Genomic DNA, 16,994 nt, shown 5'->3' with positions numbered 1-16,994 from the left:
GAAGCTCTTTCCGGTAATTACGGTGCCGGTACGGGGGCGACTATCGGAAAAATAGGCGGGCCCCGTACCGCTATGAAGAGCGGCCAGGGATTTTGTGCCTATAAGGTGGGAGATTTATCGGTAGGTGCCTGTATTGTCGTAAATGCATTAGGTGATGTAGTCGATAAAAACGGCAGCATTTTAGCGGGCATGATAACAGAAGACGGATCCTTTGCGGATTCGCAAAGGGTTTTGGTCACGCAGGGATTTTTGCCCTGGACAAGTGAATCGGGAACGGTCAACACGACGATTGGCTTTGTTGTCACGAACGGGAAGTTTAATAAGACGCAAATGAATAAGGCGGCGGCTCTTTGTTCCAACGGACTTGTACGCTCTATTCGCCCTGTTAACACGACAGCTGACGGAGATAGCCTTTACGCTTTGGCTACGGGAGAAGTAGAAGCGGATTTAAATCAAATGGGAGCACTCGGAGCTATGGCTGTTGAAGAGGCCGTGCGGCGAGCCGTTAAAGCGGCAACGGGATTGCACGGATTTCCGGCCTTACAAAATATATAAAAATAACCCCCTCGTCAAGTTCTATATGACGAGGGGGTTTTAGTATATTTATGAATTTTAAGATTTAAAGTAAGGCTTAAAAACAGAACGGTTCGGTTCTTTTCTTTCCTTGACTTCGCGGCGATTTTCACTACCGGATTTACGGTCTGTCGAGCGGTGACGGAAGTTACCGTCTTTGCTCTTGCCTGCAGGTCGACGTCCGTCTAAACGACGGTGAGAGTCCCCGGAGGGACGGCGTTTACTATTACGGTTGTTGCCGTTACGATTGCCGTGACTACGACGAATTCGCAGAGGAGCTTCTTCCGTAATCTTTACGGGTGTCGTATCGGGTTCTTTAATTAACAGCTTGACGGCAGCGGCTACGAGGGTAACGGAGTCATAGGTTTCCAGTAATTCTTCCGCACTGGCACGATAAGCTGTCACATCGCCTTCTTCGGCAGCTGTTGAAAGATTGCGCAGTGCCGTTTGCTGAGCACCCTCCAACGCTTCTGAGAATGACGGTGCCTTGCGACGGGCAATACGGTGTTTGATGAGCTTTTCAATAGTGCGTAAGTGGTCGATTTCACGGGGAATGACAAAGGTGGTGGCTTCACCGCTTTGACCGGCACGGCCTGTTCGACCCACTCGATGTACGTAGCTTTCCGGATCTTGCGGCAAATCATAGTTGTATACGTGGGTTACACCGCTAATATCAAGTCCCCGAGCCGCTACATCCGTTGCGACAAGTATATCAATCGTTTTTTCACGGAACTGGCGAATGACGGAATCACGCTTAGCCTGTGTCAGGTCGCCGTGAATGCCTTCCGCCGAATAACCGCGTTTTTTCAGGCCTTCCGACAATTCGTCGACGCGGCGTTTCGTGCGAACGAAAATAATAGCCAAGTCCGGTTCCTGTAAGTCCAGAAGTCGGCAGAGAACATCGAACTTTTGGCGGTCGGCCACTTCAATGTAGGACTGTTCCACCAAGTCGATAGTTACTTCTTTAGCTTTCATGCGAATAATTTGCGGGTCTTTAAGGAAGGTTTCGGCCAGCTTTTGAATGGGTGCCGGCATAGTTGCGGAGAAGAGAAGGGTTTGTCTCGTTTCCGGAGTAGCCGACATGATTAAATTAATGTCGTCAATAAATCCCATATTTAACATTTCATCCGCTTCGTCCAAGACGATGGTGGAAATGGATGATAATTTTACGGTACCGCGTTTCATGTGATCAATCAATCGACCCGGTGTTGCTACGATAATTTGCGGCGATTTACGTAAACGACGTAATTGGCGTTCCATATCTTGACCGCCGTAAATAGGCAATGCCTGCACCGGCGTATATTGAGCAAGATGATTTATCTCCTCGGCAACCTGGATAGCCAGTTCGCGAGTAGGTGACAGGATGACGGATTGTAATTCTTTGGGAGCCCCGGCTGCAAGAATTTTTTCGAGAACAGGGATACCGTAAGCCGCTGTTTTGCCCGTACCCGTCTGTGCCTGACCGATCATGTCATGACCTTCCAAGGCTACGGGAATAGAACCTTCCTGAATGGGAGTGGGTTCTTCGAATCCCATATCATTTAAAGCGTTAATAATAACGTCGCTGATCTGTAAGTTTTTGAATTTTTCTAACATGTATACCTCCATACTAATATAAACTCTATCATTATATCATAAGTGCTGTATGAAAAACTATATTGCCAAGCCGATCTTCTTTGAATTCGAACTTTCTATATTTTATATACAGATCGGCTATAGAGGCAGACAGGTTATATGTGTTTAATGTATAAATGAATGATGCGGAAAAGGGAACCGGAAAAATCCGAAGTGTAATTTGGCAACGGTTTTCAGAAAATCAGGTTTATACAGGCCCTGTTTCATGATATGGAAAAGGAAGCGAAGAAGGCTCTAAACAATGGTAAAACGGCATATTACCTTGCATTTTACGAGGTAATTAATGTATACTGTATAATTGATAAAAAATAGAGCTTTGAGTCGTACTAATTGGAGGTCGGAACGTGTTTAATAAAGTAATGCAAAGACTGCTCGGCAATAATACGGAACGTGAATTGAAAAAAATGAGACCGATTGTTCAGCAGATTAACAGCTTAGAACCGCAGATGGCGGCATTGAGCGATACATCGTTACAGGAAAAAACATTTGAATTTAAGAAGCGTCTTGCCGAAGGCGAAACGCTGGACGATATTTTGCCCGAAGCATTTGCCGTCGTTCGTGAAGCTTCACGACGCGTGTTGGGCATGAGACATTTTGACGTGCAGTTGTTGGGCGGTATTGTTTTGCATCGCGGTGATATTGCGGAAATGCGTACAGGTGAAGGCAAAACTTTGGTTGCCACTTTACCCGTATATTTGAATGCACTGTCGGGAAAGGGTGCTCATGTCGTTACCGTCAATGATTATTTGGCAACGCGTGACAGCGAAGAAATGGGACAAATATATAAGTTCCTCGGTTTGTCTGTAGGACTTATTGTACACAATCTTAACTATGAACAACGTCGTCGTGCCTATGCGGCCGATATTACGTACGGAACGAATAACGAGTTCGGCTTTGACTATTTGCGCGATAACATGGTTATCAGTAAAGAACAAATGGTACAGCGGCCGTTAAATTATTGTATTGTCGACGAAGTGGACAGTATTTTAATCGACGAAGCCCGTACGCCTTTGATTATTTCAGGCCCCGGAGAAGACTCGACGGACTTGTATAAAACTCTGGCGGCTATTGTCAAGAGATTGACTCCGGAAGATTATACGATGGATGAAAAACAAAAGACCATTGCTCCTACGGAGGCGGGTGTTGCAAAGGTTGAAAAAATGTTGGGCATTGAAAATATGTTCGACAATGAACACCTGGATTTGAATCATCTGGTCATTCAGGCATTGCGGGCTAATTTCATGATGCATCGCGATAAGGACTATGTTGTAAAAGACGGAGAAATAGTTATTGTCGATGAATTTACGGGCCGGCTTATGTTCGGTCGCCGCTTCAGTGACGGCCTGCATCAGTCCATTGAAGCTAAAGAAGGTGTAAAAGTTCAGGGTGAAAGTAAAACTTTGGCGACGATTACTTTCCAGAACTATTTCCGTATGTACGAAAAATTAGCCGGCATGACCGGCACGGCAAAGACGGAAGAAGACGAATTCAATAAGATTTATAAGCTTGACGTATATGTTATTCCTACTAATAAACCGGCTATTCGTAAAGACTTACCCGATGTTATTTATAAGACGAAAAATGCCAAGTATAGAGCCGTTGTGCGTCAAGTCCAGGAACGTCACGCAACGGGGCAGCCTATTTTGGTAGGTACGACATCTATACAGCAGTCGGAAGTCATTAGTCGGCTCTTAAAGGAAGTTAATATTGTCCATAATGTATTAAATGCTAAATATCATGAAAAAGAAGCCGAAATTATTAAAGATGCGGGCCAAAAAAACATGGTTACCATTGCCACCAATATGGCCGGTCGCGGCACGGATATTAAGCTGGGTGAAGGCGTTCCCGAACTGGGCGGTTTGATGATTATCGGTACGGAACGTCATGAAAGTCGTCGTATCGACAATCAGTTGCGCGGTCGTGCCGGTCGTCAAGGGGACCCGGGGGCCACTCAATTCTATCTGTCTCTTGAAGACGACTTAATGCGTATTTTCGGTTCCGAAAATATTTCAAAATTTATGGACCGCCTCGGCATGGAGGAAGACGATCCTATTGAACACTCTATGATTACACGTTCTATTGAGAAGGCACAAAAGAAGGTAGAAGCTCATAACTTCGAAATCCGTAAATACGTGCTCGAATATGACGATGTTATGAATCAGCAACGTGAAGTCCTTTACGCACAAAGACGTAAGGTATTGACGACGGAATCTCTGCGCGAAACCGTTCTGTCCATGCTCGATGATATTATTTTGGACGGTTTGTCGACGTATGCCAATGAAAAATTATATCCTGAAGAATGGGATTTCGGCGGTCTCATTTCTCAAATGGAGCAATATTTCCTGCCTAAAGGAACCGTGAAAACGAGTGAATTGGAAAATCTCAGCAGACAGGAAGTGCAGGAACGTTTGACGGAAATTGCCGTTAAGCTGTATGACGAAAGAGAAAAGGAAATCGGCAGTGAAACGATGCGTGAGTTGGAAAAAGCTATTATGCTGCGTGTCGTAGACAGTAAATGGATGGACCACCTCGATGCTATGGATGCTCTTAAAGAGGGGATTAATCTGCGTGCGTACGGTCAAAAGAATCCTATTGTGGAATATAAGTTTGAAGCATACGAAATGTTTGAAGAAATGGTTGAATCTATTAAACGGACAGTCATTACTTTCTTATATCACGTACAAGTAACTTATAACCGTCCCGTGCCGCCTGCAGAAGACCATTTACAGGGGGCCAAAGAATCTTATGCCGATATCGATTCGCCCGGCGAAGTGGTAGAAGAAGCCGAGTCGCGTGATGTGCCGACAATCGGAAGAAAAGAAGGGGAAACGGAAGAGTAACTCTTCCGTTTTCTATATGTTGTTACGCACTTTTAAGGACGGTGATTCTTGTGTTATTGGAAGAAATGAGAAAGCCCATAGAAGACTTACAGAACAGAATACAGGAAATCGGGGATTCACTTTAACTTAGATAAAAAGCGGGAGCGCATTCAGGATTTGGATATGCGTATGAGTGATCCCGATTTTTGGAATTCCCCCGATACGGCCAAGGCTGTATCTCAAGAGGCTACGAAGCTGAAAGAAGAGGTACAGGGACATGACGACTTGGTTAATGAGGCCGCCGATTTGTCGGAATTATACGACTTGGCTGCTGAAGATGAAGATACTTCATTTACAGGCGAGATAGAGCGACAATATTATCGATTGGTCAAAGAATTGGAAAAAAGAGAAGTTCTTTTGCTCCTTTCAGGAGAATACGATTCTTGTAACGCCATCATGGCTTTTCATGCCGGTGCAGGCGGAACGGAAGCCCAGGATTGGACGCAAATGATTGTGCGTATGTACAGTCGATGGGCGGAACAACACGGGTACACTATTCGTATGATAGATTATCAGCCCGGTGATGAAGCAGGTACGAAAAGTTGTGCTTTTACGGTCGAAGGTGAAAATGCATACGGTTATTTGAAGTCTGAAAAAGGTGTACACAGATTGGTACGCATTTCACCTTTTGATACAAACGGTCGTCGTCATACGTCTTTTACGGCTGTAGACGTTATGCCCGAGTTGCCGGATGATGCGGAAGTGGAAATAAACATGGACGATGTACGTGTCGACTATTTCCGTGCTTCAGGCGCCGGCGGACAGCATGTAAATAAAACGAGCTCGGCTGTACGCATGACCCATATTCCTACGGGGATAGTCGTTCAATGTCAGAATGAACGCTCTCAAATTCAAAATAGAGAAATGTGCATGAAGTATTTGCGTGCCAAACTCTTTGAATTGGAAGAAGAAAAAAAAGAAAAGCTGCGTGCCGAATTGACGGGAACCCAACAGTCTATTGAATGGGGCAGCCAGATTCGTTCGTACGTGTTTCACCCGTATAACTTGGTCAAAGACCATCGTACCGGCGTGGAAACCAGCAATATCCAGTCCGTTATGGACGGGAATATTGACATGTTTATTGAAGGCTACTTACAGTTTTTGAAAAACAGGCGGACGGGTCGTAAGGAAGAGATATAATGAGAAAACTGATCGTCTTTCTTGTCATAGTGGCAGGATTGTGTACCGCTTTGCAACTTAAAGGACAGGAAGCGGCGGAGGAAGGGCTTTATCGCTCGTTGAACGGGCGGATGAACGTAACGAGACAAGACGTAATCGTCAAAGTCGATCCGGGAATGAAAATGCTGCTCGGACGTCTGGACTCCGTTTATGTTCACAGCGGCTCTTTTGCCATGGGAAAATTGAAGTTTGAGTCTTTTGATTGTTCCCTTTCAGGTATTCGCTTCAATCCTCTGGATTCTTTAGCGGGGCAACGGTTATATATCGGTAGTGCTGAAACGGGCAGTGTACAAGCCGTTATTTCGTCATCCGATTTACAATCATATTTGCAATCACGGACGGATAAAATTTCAGATGCCGTTGTTACCTTTGAGGATAACAGTGTTCATATCAGAGGTAAGGTTCGTTTAGGTAATCTTTTTACGGCAACAACTGATATTACGGGTAATTTCGTAATCGACGGTACACGATTAAAGTTTTTACCTTCTCATATCGGTATTGAAGGCGCGGGTAAGTCTTACGGAACGGACAATATAGGTGCTGTTGATATTTTCGACTTCGATAATTTCCCCTTCGGGATTGTTCCTCAAAAGGTGGAAACTAAAAACAACCTCTTAATTATTCACGGTCAGGTGCGGTAGGTGGACATGATGGAAGCAGTGAGAAAAAAAGGCAAAATATACATGGTAATAGCCGTTGTTATCGCACTTATCTGTGCTATTCGCTTATGTGCGGTTCGCATAGATGTGGAGCAACGGAACATGACCATCGAACAGGCTATGGATTATGAATCGTTAATCAATATGGCGAAAAACGACGGATATGATGAAGCGACTGTCATGCAAATGGCAAAAGATGCAGGTATCAACAGTTTTGCCGTATACGATACGACCTTGAACAAGTTGGCCCAAAGAGGGGATGTTTCGCTGCTTACAGCTTTAGCGGCACAACTGTACTATCCGCAACTTCCTGCAGATACGTCCTTTGATTATTACGTCGTAGGTAAAAAGAAGACGGAAGTCGATCCGTATTTTGATGAAGTGAAGGAAGACTTACAGGTTCGATTAGGAAATTCGCGAGTTCGTGATTTCTCCGACGGGACCTATCGTATTTTGGGTCTCAAGGGAGCCATGCCTGATTTAGGCGATGTGAATCTGGGCATATTGTCGGCTGATGCCAATCGCATTTCGCAACAGGGGTTCGGTGTCATCTTACGGCCTACGAATTATATGAATCCCGATAAATCGGATATTGACCGCTTTTTTAAGCGTGTTGATAAGATTCACGGTGTGACAGGTATTATGTTTGTAGGTAAAGAAGTGCTGGGGTATACGGCAGATACTCAAATACGGGCTGATTTGTTGAAGTATACGGCCGATAAATTAAAGGAACGACATTTACCTTTTTATATGATTGAAGCGGCCAACCAGCTCCAGTATGATCAGCAGGAAGGCATGTACTCTCTTGCCGATGCCGTTGATTATGATACGGTGCGTGTTTATGCTATGAGTAAAGATGAGTTGGATAAACTGGATGAAGAAGAAGGGGCCATGCGGTTTTATATCAGTGATTTGGAGCGCAACTGTCGTGTTAATCTTTATCCCGTATATAAACGAGCTTTACGCGGTACCGATCGGACGACGAGAACCTTTGCTTATGTAGGTTTGAGTTCCTCCAAGTTAACCGAACGGGGGTATAAGCTGGGGAAGGCATCTATTATGGACGTGTATTATCCGCAGCGACTCTTATCCGCCATAATTTCTGCCGGTGCTTTGTTGGGGATTCTTTTTACGTTGAATCTCATCGTGCCTTTATCGGACAGAATAAATCGACTCTTATCGTTTTTGGCGGTTATCGTCGGCTTTGTGGGCGAATACACCGTGTCGGGTCCTCTCTTTTTACAAGTTTTGGCAATCGGCTGTGCCGTCAGTGCTCCCGTAGCGGCCGTATTGATACTTTTGGATATATATAGTAAGCGGGAAATAAAGAAGAAGCTTTCATACTTGGCTGTCATTCGCGACGGGACAATCGGCTTGGCTTGTGCTGTTGTGATTGCCGCTATAGGAGGTATCTTTATAGCCGCTTTATTGGGTGATATTCGTTTCTTTATGGAATTCGATTTTTACAGAGGCGTTAAACTTACTTTTGTATTACCCTTAATGTTGACAGCTCTCGCTTATTTACGCCGCTTTCCCTTATTGGGAATTGAGGTGGCTGACGGAAATTCGTGTAAGGAATTTGTACGAAAGTTTTTGGATGTACCTGTACGAATGGGGACCTTGATTATTATCGGGGCTTTGGCTATGTGTGCCTATATTTTTGTCGGTCGTAGCGGTCATACGGCGGGAGTTCCCGTGCCGGGAATAGAAGTGGCTATGCGCCGCTTCTTGGAAAATGTCATGTTTGCACGTCCCAGGGAAAAAGAATTTCTTATCGGTCATCCCGCATTTTTCCTCATGGTGGCGTCTATCTATAGGAAATGGCCGCAATTGTTACATTTTTTCCTGGTTATTGCTTCCGTCATCGGAGTGGGCTCTATGGTCGAAACCTTTGCCCATATTCGTACGCCCTTTATACTGTCCTTTATTCGCGGAGTTAACGGCTGGTTAACGGGAACGCTTATCGGTATAGGCCTTATTGTAGGCATTGCCCTTATAGGATATTTAACATCATGGTTGGGAAAGCAGGTTCGTCATGAGCGATAAGATTGTTATTTCCGGTTATTACGGTTTTTCCAATGCCGGAGATGAAGCGATGTTATCGTCATTAATAGCCTCACTTAAAAGGACATCTCCGCAAGTTGAGATTACGGTTATATCGGGAAATCCTGCCCGTACGAGGCGTAATCACGGAGTATATGCCGTTTATCGATTTAACCCGTATGCTGTTATTAGGGCCATTAAGCACTGTACTATGGTTATAAGCGGCGGTGGCAGTTTATTACAAAATGTTACAAGCTCTCGTAGCCTGTATTATTACTTGGCAATTATGGAAATAGCCTTATATTTCCATAAGCCGCTTATGTTGTACGGACAAGGAATCGGCCCTATAAACGGAGAGGCGGCACGCCGAGCCGTGGCTTCTACCGTATCACGTGCGACATCCATAACCGTAAGGGATGAGGAATCGAAGAATACCTTGACGGAATTGGGTGTTAATGCCGAAGATATAGAAGTAACCGCCGATGCGGTTTTGTCCGTTCCTGTTCCGGATACTCGGGCAGGCGAACGGATTTTAGCGTCTTACGGTGTACAAAAAGGCGAAAAGATTATAGCCCTAGCTTTTCGTGACTGGGAAGGTGACAAGGACTGGAAACGCAGTCTGGCTGAAGGGGCCGATATATTGGCAGATAAATACGGATGTCGTGTCGTCTTCATCCCCATGCAATATGCGGCTGATGTTTATACTGCCGAAAGTATTGCAAAGATCATGCATTCTTCGCCCGTCGTTTTGACGGACGAATACAGAACTGAGGAGTTCATGAGTCTTATTGCCTGTGCGAATCTGGTTATTGCCAATCGCTTGCATGCATTAGTATTTGCAGCCGTAACGGGTGTTCCCGTAACGGCTGTTTCGTACGATCCTAAGATTGACGGCTTTATGGCTCATATAGGGGCTAAGGTGTGCTGCACCATGGAATCTTTAACGACGGAAATACTGACACAGGCCGCCGGATATATGTTGGAACAGGGCGGTTTTTCCGAAGAAGTTTGTCGGCGAATTCAGGAATTGAGAACTCTTTCAGATAAAAATAATTCCCTTGTTTCTCGTATTTTACGAACCGGCCGAGTATAATGGGAGTGGAAAAATCGCCACATAAAGGAGTATATGTATGATAGATTTTAAAGAAGTATCGAAAGTATACGACAACGGATCGGTTGCCTTGGATAAGATTAATATTCACATCGATAAGGGAGAATTCGTTTTTCTTGTCGGAGCCAGCGGTGCCGGTAAATCGACATTTATCAAGTTGCTGTCTCATGAAGAAGTGCCTACGAAGGGCAGCGTTTTTGTTGACGGAACGGAAGTGAACCGCATTAAGAAAAGTCGGGTTCCTTATTTGCGACGCAGTATGGGTATCGTATTCCAGGACTTCAGGTTGTTACCGAATAAAACGGCAGCGGAAAATGTATCCTTTGCTATGGAAGTTATTGAGACACCGCGCCGTATTATGAAGGAACGGGTTCGTACGGTTCTCGATCTGGTAGGGTTATCGGGTAAAGCCGATGAGTTGCCGCAAAACCTGAGTGGCGGTGAACAGCAGCGTGTTGCTATTGCACGTGCTATTGTAAATAGACCCCTCTTATTAATTGCCGATGAACCGACGGGAAATCTTGACCCGGATACATCGAAGGGAATTATGGATATATTTACTAAAATCAATCATATGGGGACGACAGTGCTGATGGTAACGCATGATAAACAAATGGTTGATTTAATGAATAAGCGCGTTATTGAAATTGACAACGGTCGTATTGTACGTGACGAACTGAAGGGGGGCTACGGTAATGAAAATTAGGACCATGAACTATTATATGGCCGAAGCCTTTACTTCCTTTAGAAGAAACAGCTTCATGTCTATTGCTTCCGTTGCAACGGTTGCTTTGGCACTGTTTATTTTAGGCCTCTTTTCTATGCTGGCTGCCAATCTCGATTATTTTGCGGACAACTTGGAAAATCAGGTAGAACTCAGCGTATATTTGAAAGATGATTTGACGACGGATCAAGTCATGGCTGTAGGCCGACAATTAAAGGAATTGCCGGACGTAAAGGAAATTGCCTTTACGAATAAAGACCAGGCTATGGACAAGATGAAAGAACGTATGAAGGACCAGCCGGGTATTTTGGATGCATTGGGTGGTAAGAATCCGTTACCCACATCGTACGAAATTACCTTTAACAATCCCGAGTCGGTTAAATCGGCAGCAGTTTCAGTGAAGGATATTAAGGGCGTAGAAAGTACTCACTACGGTCAGGACATTATTGAACAGTTATTTAAGATTGCCAATGTCATTCGTTGGGGCGGGGTTGTCCTCATCGTATTCCTGGCATTTGCGACTTTGTTTATTATTTCCAATACCATTCGGTTAACCGTATTTGCTCGCCGCAAAGAAATCGGCATTATGAAGTATGTGGGTGCTACGAACTGGTTTATTCGTTGGCCTTTCCTCTTGGAGGGCCTGCTACTCGGGTTCATAGGCGGACTTATTGCCGATATAGCTCTGTTTCAATTCTATGAGTTCGTGACCGTATCAATTCACGAATCTTTGGCGTTCTTGCCCTTAGTAAGCTTTTTCCCGTTCATGTATCAGTTGGCAGGCGGGCTTCTCGTCATCAGTATGATTATCGGTGCTATCGGCAGTACGATTTCATTAAAACGGTATATGAAGGTGTAACTATATGAAAGATACGCTTATTACAAAAAAAAGATTGGCCGCCTTGGCTGCCGCCGTCCTGCTTATGCCTTGTTTTATGACCTTTGCGGAAGATGAAGACTTACAAGGACAGCTTTCTGACGTACAGAGTCAAATGGAACAACAACAGCAGAAAAAAGGGGCTGCTGAAGTGACTATCGGCAGTGTATCCGAAAGACTGCGGGCTATTCAGGATGCTCTTGATACGGCTATGAAAGAATACAAATCCATTACTCAGGAAATTACGGCAACGGAAAAGAAAATTGCCGATACGCAAAAAGAGTTGGATAAGGCGCAGAAAGAATTGGAATCCAGACAGAAAGTACTCAGCAAGCGTATTCGCGATATTTATATGCACGGTCAGTTGAACTACCTGGATGTAGTTATTGGGGCCAAGGATTTTAATGACTTTGCCAACCGCGTTGAATTGTTGCGGCGTATTATAGCGGCCGATATGGATTTAATTTCCAACATCCGAGATGAACAGAGTCGAATCTCGGAAGCCAAGGCGACGCTGGAAAAAGAACATGAACGTCAGGCACAGTTGCAGGCGCAATCGGCGGCTAAAAAGGATGAAATTGAAAAGCGCAAGGCAGAGCAGCAGGTCTTGTTGGCTCAGGCCCAAAATGACAAGGCTACGGCTGAAGCGGCTCTGGCTGAATTACAAGCGTCTTCCAATGCCATTACGGCTATGTTGCAACAACGTGCGGCCGCACGAGCTGCCGCATCCTCGGCGGGCGGCGGTGGAGGCGGAGCTGTCTCTTATCAGGCTGTCAGCGGCTCAGGGGTCTTCATGTGGCCTGTAAGCGGTCCTATTACATCGCCTTTCGGCTATAGAGATCATCCTATTTTCGGCAGACAGATTCTACATGCCGGCATCGACATCGGTGTTGATGAAGGTACGCCCGTAGCGGCTGCCGATTCGGGGGTTGTTGTCGACGCCGATTGGCTCGGCGGTTACGGCTATGCCGTCATTATTGACCATGGTAACGGATTATCTACCGTATACGGTCATAATTCATCGCTGAATGTATCGCCAGGACAGAGTGTGTCCAAGGGACAGATTATTGCTTATTCAGGTTCTACCGGTAATTCGACGGGTCCTCATGTACACTTTGAAGTGCGTTCGGGTGGGGAACCGGTTGACCCCATGGGATATTTATAAGAGGTACGGAGAATGAAAGTAAGAAAGGTACTTTTAAGAATTATTGCCTCTGTATTGGCACTGTTTTTTACGGCCAATGTCCTTATCTGCAGTCTCTCATATGCCTATCTGGGTGATCCTTTAGGGCTGTTTAAAATTATCAGAGTTGCGCAGATTGTCAACAACCACTATGTATCGGGCGTGGACGGTAAGAGCCTTTTAAGCGGGGCTTTAGAAGGATTGGTTGCCACTTTAGATGACAGACACACGCTTTATTTGGGGGGCGATGATTTCCGTGAGTTTACGGAATCGACCAATGCGGCTTACGGCGGTATCGGCATCTATCTTTCTCAAACGGATGAGAAGAAACCCTTTGTAGCCGGATTGATGGAAGGCATGCCCGCAGAGGAAGCCGGCTTGGAACGGGGCGATATCATTACAGCCATAAACGGTGAGTCTGTCGACAGTATGAAGCTTGAAGATATTTCCAAGCGGATTCGCGGCCCCGTAGGTACGAACGTTACTTTAACCGTTTCGCGTAACGGTGAAGAACGAGATTTCGATGTTGTTCGCAAAGAAATTACCATTAAGACCGTAGCATCTCGCATGATGGAGAATAAGGTAGGGTATATTCGCATAGCGTCTTTCAGTGCGGGAACGGCGGAAGAGTTTGCCGAAGCCTATAAGACTTTAAAAGAAGATGGGATGACGGGGTTAATCGTCGATGTGCGCAATAATCCCGGCGGTTTGGTAGATCAGGCTGCCGGCGTTGCCGACTATTTATTGCCTGAAGGCAGTACGGTTGTAACCTTTGCCCAACGAAACGATGAGGATCAAGTGTTTACGACAAAGGCTGCAGGTGTTAAAATACCTTTAGTCGTACTGGTGAATGAAAATTCCGCCAGTGCTTCGGAAATTTTGGCCGGTGATGTACAAGACCTTCATGCCGGAGTGATTATCGGCACGAAGACGTACGGGAAGGGAACGGTACAGGCTGTATATCCCGTAGATGATGACAGTGCCGTTAAAGTAACTATTGCCAAGTACAAGACGGCATCGGGAAGAGAAGTAGACGGAACAGGTATTGAACCTGATGTTGTAGTGCCCTTAGAGGCAAATGATAATACGGATTACCAGTTGCAAAAAGCACTGGAAACGATTCAATCCATGCAGGAGAACAGATAGACTCGGACGCGGTATATCTGTATACCGCGTCTTTTTATAAGGAGAGTACCATGTTTATAGACAGAGCAAGAATTTTTGTCCAGTCCGGTAAGGGCGGCGATGGTATGAGCAGCTTTCGTCATGAAAAGTATGTTCCCAAGGGCGGACCTAACGGCGGTGACGGCGGTCGAGGCGGCAATGTTGTCCTCGTGGCGGACCGCAATATAAATACACTTGTCGATTTTCGCTATCGTCGACTTTTTAAAGCTAAACCCGGCGGTAAAGGGGCGGGCAGTAATAAGTACGGTGCCAATGCGGATGATCTGATTATCCCTGTTCCTGTCGGCACTATCGTTAAAGATGAAGCATCGGATAAGGTCATGGCCGATTTAAGCTTTGACGGCCAAGAGGTTATTGTGGCGGCCGGAGGTAGAGGCGGTAGAGGTAACTATCATTTTAGAACCAGTGCCAACAGAACGCCGACCTTTGCCGAAAAAGGAGAACCCGGTGTAGAACGGTGGCTGCGTTTGGAATTAAAGGTATTGGCGGATGTAGGCCTTTTAGGTTATCCCAGCGTAGGTAAGTCCAGTATTTTAAGGAAGGTTTCGGCAGCCCAACCGGAAGTGGCGGCCTATCATTTCACAACCTTACACCCTATCCTTGGTGTTGTTGATTTAGAAGATCAGCGCTCCTTTGTTATGGCCGATATTCCGGGGCTTATTGAAGGGGCCGGAGAAGGTGTCGGCTTAGGACATGACTTTTTGAGGCACGTTGAACGGACGAAGGTTCTGGTTCATGTATTGGATGTAGCGGAAACGGAAGGCCGTGATGCTGTTGAAGACTTTGAAACGATTAATGCTGAATTGGCCAAGTATAGTGAAAAGTTGGCGAAGAAAAAGCAAATTGTAGCAGCTAATAAAATCGATCTTTTGACAGAAGATGATGAAAAATTAAAACGCTTAAAAAAATATATGAATGAACAAGATATAGAGGTATATCCCGTTTGTGCCGTCAGCGGTGAAGGCTTGCATGAATTGTTGGAAAGGGTTTGGACTTTAATCGGTGAATACGAGCCTGAAGCCGACGATTCGGATGAAGAAGTATTGTACAAGCCGGAGGTGAAGGCTGACTTTGAAGTTTCGCGTGATGACGACGGAGCCTTCGTAATTACGGGTATGCGTATTGAACGCCTTGTAGCCATGACAAATTTCGATGATGACCAATCTGTTCGTCGTTTCCAACGGATTTGGCGTTATATGGAATTGGATAAAATGCTGAAGGAAGCCGGCATAGAAGACGGCGACACGGTTCGTATTTATTCTACGGAATTCGAATATCATCAATAAAGGAGATACTATGCTGACAGGAAAAGATAAACGTACGTTAAAGGCCATGGCGACTCATTTGCCGTCAGTCGTACAAATCGGTAAAGACGGACTTTCCGATCCGGTTATTGACAGTACGCGTGCCGTTCTTACAGCCAGAGAGTTAATTAAAATTCATGTTTTAAACAATGCGGATTTGGATATAAAGGACGTAACGGCGGATCTGGCGGATATGCTGGGAGCGGAAACGGTACAAACTATCGGCCACTATGGAGTGCTGTTTAAAAAGAAAAAAGAAAAATCGAAGTTCGATTTTATTAAGGCATAGTCCGTCATTATGGGTATACGGGTTATTTGCGGATATCTAAGAACATTAAGACAGTACGCGTCATCGCCGAAAACGCAATATGAATACAAGCATTATGCTCTATTCCTGCTCATGATGGGGATAGTCGTATTCTTTCTCTGGGGAGGCATCTATTTGTATGACGGTTAAAAGACGTATGGGCCTTATGGGAGGTACGTTTAATCCCATACATATGGGGCATCTGATCATAGCGGAAGAAGCGAGAGAGAGATTCGCCTTGGAAAAGGTGATTTTCATTCCTTCGTATATCACACCCAATAAAGAAGTGAAAGCAGCTCCGGCTGAAGAGCGATTGCGTATGGTGGAATTGGCAGTAGAGTCAAATCCTTATTTTTCGGTAAGTGATATGGAAATACGGCAAAAGGGCATGTCGTATACGGTAAGCACTTTAAGGGCCTTAAAAGAGCGGTACGGAGATGATTGGGAGCTGTATTTTATTTCAGGAACCGATGCAGTAGCGAGTCTTCCACTGTGGTATCAACCGGAACAAATTTTATCGTTATGCCGCTTCATAGGGGCTGTCAGACCCGGAGGAATACAAAAGGCCGAAGAAGTTGTCGCTTCGTTTAAAAAGAGGGGAAAGAATATTGAACTCTTACCTGTCCCGGCAATAGACATATCGTCTACGGATATACGCAATCGCATTCGAAACGGCAAATCCGTACGGTATATGGTGCCTGAAAAGGTATATACTTATATAAAAGAGAAGAGGATGTACAGTGAATAAAAAGCTGCGTGAAAAGATTGTAGAAGATATGAAACAAAGGTTATCGGCTAAACGCTTTAAGCACGTATTGGCCGTTGCCGATGCGGCTGTCAAGCTGGCACATCACTACGGACAGAATGAAGAGAAGGCGGAGTTGGCGGGACTTTTGCATGATGCCGCTAAGGAAGAAAGCTTGAAATGCATGCAGGATTCGGCACGTATCTTGTACGGTTCCACGTTGGATGACGAGGTAATGCAACGTCCCGAATTGTTGCACGGATATGCGGCGGCAGCTTACGCCTCACTAACGTATAATATATTTGACAATGACGTACTCCGAGCCATTGCCTACCATACGACGGGGCATATAGAAATGTCCCCTTTGGAAAAAATTATTTTTCTTGCCGATTATATTGAAGTGAATCGTGATTTTCCCGAAGCGGAAGAGCTCAGAAAAATAGCCTTTATAGACTTGGATCGGGCAGTTCTAAAGGGATATGATACGACTCTGGACTATTTAATTAAACAGGAAAAAGCTATTTATACGGGAACGGTTGCCAACAGGAATGCTTTGTTGGCGGAAGTGAAAAAAGCGGACGGAGTATAAA

At 45.2% G+C, this 16,994-nt stretch carries 15 protein-coding genes; 14 read left to right on the top strand and 1 reads right to left on the bottom strand.

Translation table 11 applies throughout. The features are described 5' to 3' along the window. On the top strand, window positions 1–555 hold a 555-nt coding region (locus PGX78_RS00355), incomplete at its 5' end, for a P1 family peptidase (RefSeq protein WP_270444622.1). 57 nt (window positions 556–612) lie between these two features. On the opposite strand, the gene PGX78_RS00350 is transcribed toward PGX78_RS00355, so the two are convergent. After that, the gene (locus PGX78_RS00350) at window positions 613–2,169 is read right to left on the bottom strand and encodes a DEAD/DEAH box helicase (protein WP_270444619.1); all 1,557 of its coding nucleotides are present in this window, start codon (window positions 2,167–2,169) and stop codon (window positions 613–615) included. A gap of 383 nt (window positions 2,170–2,552) precedes the next feature. On the opposite strand from PGX78_RS00350, the gene secA reads away from it, so the two are divergent. The 13 genes from secA (at window position 2,553) to yqeK (ending at window position 16,993) form a co-directional block, all read left to right on the top strand. Continuing rightward, complete coding sequence (gene secA / locus PGX78_RS00345; RefSeq protein ID WP_040774011.1) at window positions 2,553–5,048, top strand: preprotein translocase subunit SecA; 2,496 nt, start codon at window positions 2,553–2,555, stop codon at window positions 5,046–5,048. A gap of 65 nt (window positions 5,049–5,113) precedes the next feature. Beyond that, a protein-coding gene (gene prfB, locus PGX78_RS00340) for a peptide chain release factor 2 (protein ID WP_333523797.1) occupies window positions 5,114–6,227 on the top strand; the annotation gives its coding sequence in 2 pieces (ribosomal slippage) (window positions 5,114–5,170 and window positions 5,172–6,227; 1,113 coding nt in all). Beyond that, window positions 6,227–6,907 carry an LmeA family phospholipid-binding protein gene (locus tag PGX78_RS00335; protein WP_270444615.1) on the top strand — a complete coding sequence of 227 codons (681 nt, stop codon included), beginning with the start codon at window positions 6,227–6,229 and terminating at the stop codon, window positions 6,905–6,907. The genes prfB and PGX78_RS00335 overlap by 1 nt, the downstream gene beginning before the upstream one ends. Window positions 6,908–6,913: 6 nt before the next feature. After that, the gene (locus PGX78_RS00330; protein WP_270444612.1) at window positions 6,914–8,971 is read left to right on the top strand and encodes a DUF5693 family protein; all 2,058 of its coding nucleotides are present in this window, start codon (window positions 6,914–6,916) and stop codon (window positions 8,969–8,971) included. Continuing rightward, a complete protein-coding gene (gene csaB / locus PGX78_RS00325) occupies window positions 8,961–10,061 on the top strand; it encodes a polysaccharide pyruvyl transferase CsaB (protein ID WP_270444610.1) in 1,101 nt (366 codons plus the stop codon). Before PGX78_RS00330 ends, csaB begins: the two co-directional genes overlap by 11 nt. Before the next feature lie 37 nt (window positions 10,062–10,098). Then, window positions 10,099–10,785 carry a cell division ATP-binding protein FtsE gene (ftsE, locus tag PGX78_RS00320; RefSeq protein WP_270444607.1) on the top strand — a complete coding sequence of 229 codons (687 nt, stop codon included), beginning with the start codon at window positions 10,099–10,101 and terminating at the stop codon, window positions 10,783–10,785. Next, entirely contained in the window at window positions 10,775–11,662 is an 888-nt protein-coding gene (gene ftsX / locus PGX78_RS00315) for a permease-like cell division protein FtsX (RefSeq protein WP_270444605.1), read from the top strand. The genes ftsE and ftsX overlap by 11 nt, the downstream gene beginning before the upstream one ends. A 4-nt stretch (window positions 11,663–11,666) precedes the next feature. Continuing rightward, window positions 11,667–12,845: a murein hydrolase activator EnvC family protein gene (locus tag PGX78_RS00310; protein WP_270444602.1), complete on the top strand. Its 1,179-nt coding sequence runs from the start codon at window positions 11,667–11,669 to the stop codon at window positions 12,843–12,845. Between the two features lie 12 nt (window positions 12,846–12,857). Then, window positions 12,858–14,009, top strand: a complete 1,152-nt coding sequence (locus PGX78_RS00305) for a S41 family peptidase (protein WP_270444599.1) — start codon at window positions 12,858–12,860, stop codon at window positions 14,007–14,009. A gap of 50 nt (window positions 14,010–14,059) precedes the next feature. Next, window positions 14,060–15,334 carry a GTPase ObgE gene (obgE, locus tag PGX78_RS00300; RefSeq protein WP_270444597.1) on the top strand — a complete coding sequence of 425 codons (1,275 nt, stop codon included), beginning with the start codon at window positions 14,060–14,062 and terminating at the stop codon, window positions 15,332–15,334. Between the two features lie 13 nt (window positions 15,335–15,347). Beyond that, entirely contained in the window at window positions 15,348–15,641 is a 294-nt protein-coding gene (locus tag PGX78_RS00295) for a YhbY family RNA-binding protein (RefSeq protein WP_040774313.1), read from the top strand. 157 nt (window positions 15,642–15,798) lie between these two features. After that, window positions 15,799–16,407, top strand: coding sequence for a nicotinate-nucleotide adenylyltransferase (nadD, locus tag PGX78_RS00290; RefSeq protein WP_270444593.1), 609 nt, complete (start codon window positions 15,799–15,801; stop codon window positions 16,405–16,407). After that, entirely contained in the window at window positions 16,400–16,993 is a 594-nt protein-coding gene (gene yqeK / locus PGX78_RS00285) for a bis(5'-nucleosyl)-tetraphosphatase (symmetrical) YqeK (RefSeq protein ID WP_006942482.1), read from the top strand. Before nadD ends, yqeK begins: the two co-directional genes overlap by 8 nt. Window position 16,994: the final 1 nt, after the last annotated feature.

The organism is Megasphaera sp. AF13-6AC (assembly GCF_027685385.1).
Taxonomy (GTDB): domain Bacteria; phylum Bacillota; class Negativicutes; order Veillonellales; family Megasphaeraceae; genus Megasphaera; species Megasphaera micronuciformis.
The sequence above is the reverse complement of the archived record's forward strand: the minus strand, read 5'-3'. Positions and strand labels throughout refer to the sequence as shown.

What these genes read in the sequence shown, in the direction of transcription:
- PGX78_RS00350 (WP_270444619.1), bottom strand. Translation starts at nt 2,169, where the DNA reads ATGTTAGAAAAATTCAAAAACTTACAGATCAGCGACGTTATTATTAAC.
- PGX78_RS00335 (WP_270444615.1), top strand. Translation starts at nt 6,227, where the DNA reads ATGAGAAAACTGATCGTCTTTCTTGTCATAGTGGCAGGATTGTGTACC.
- PGX78_RS00330 (WP_270444612.1), top strand. Translation starts at nt 6,914, where the DNA reads ATGATGGAAGCAGTGAGAAAAAAAGGCAAAATATACATGGTAATAGCC.
- csaB (WP_270444610.1), top strand. Translation starts at nt 8,961, where the DNA reads ATGAGCGATAAGATTGTTATTTCCGGTTATTACGGTTTTTCCAATGCC.
- ftsE (WP_270444607.1), top strand. Translation starts at nt 10,099, where the DNA reads ATGATAGATTTTAAAGAAGTATCGAAAGTATACGACAACGGATCGGTT.
- ftsX (WP_270444605.1), top strand. Translation starts at nt 10,775, where the DNA reads ATGAAAATTAGGACCATGAACTATTATATGGCCGAAGCCTTTACTTCC.
- PGX78_RS00310 (WP_270444602.1), top strand. Translation starts at nt 11,667, where the DNA reads ATGAAAGATACGCTTATTACAAAAAAAAGATTGGCCGCCTTGGCTGCC.
- PGX78_RS00305 (WP_270444599.1), top strand. Translation starts at nt 12,858, where the DNA reads ATGAAAGTAAGAAAGGTACTTTTAAGAATTATTGCCTCTGTATTGGCA.
- obgE (WP_270444597.1), top strand. Translation starts at nt 14,060, where the DNA reads ATGTTTATAGACAGAGCAAGAATTTTTGTCCAGTCCGGTAAGGGCGGC.
- nadD (WP_270444593.1), top strand. Translation starts at nt 15,799, where the DNA reads ATGACGGTTAAAAGACGTATGGGCCTTATGGGAGGTACGTTTAATCCC.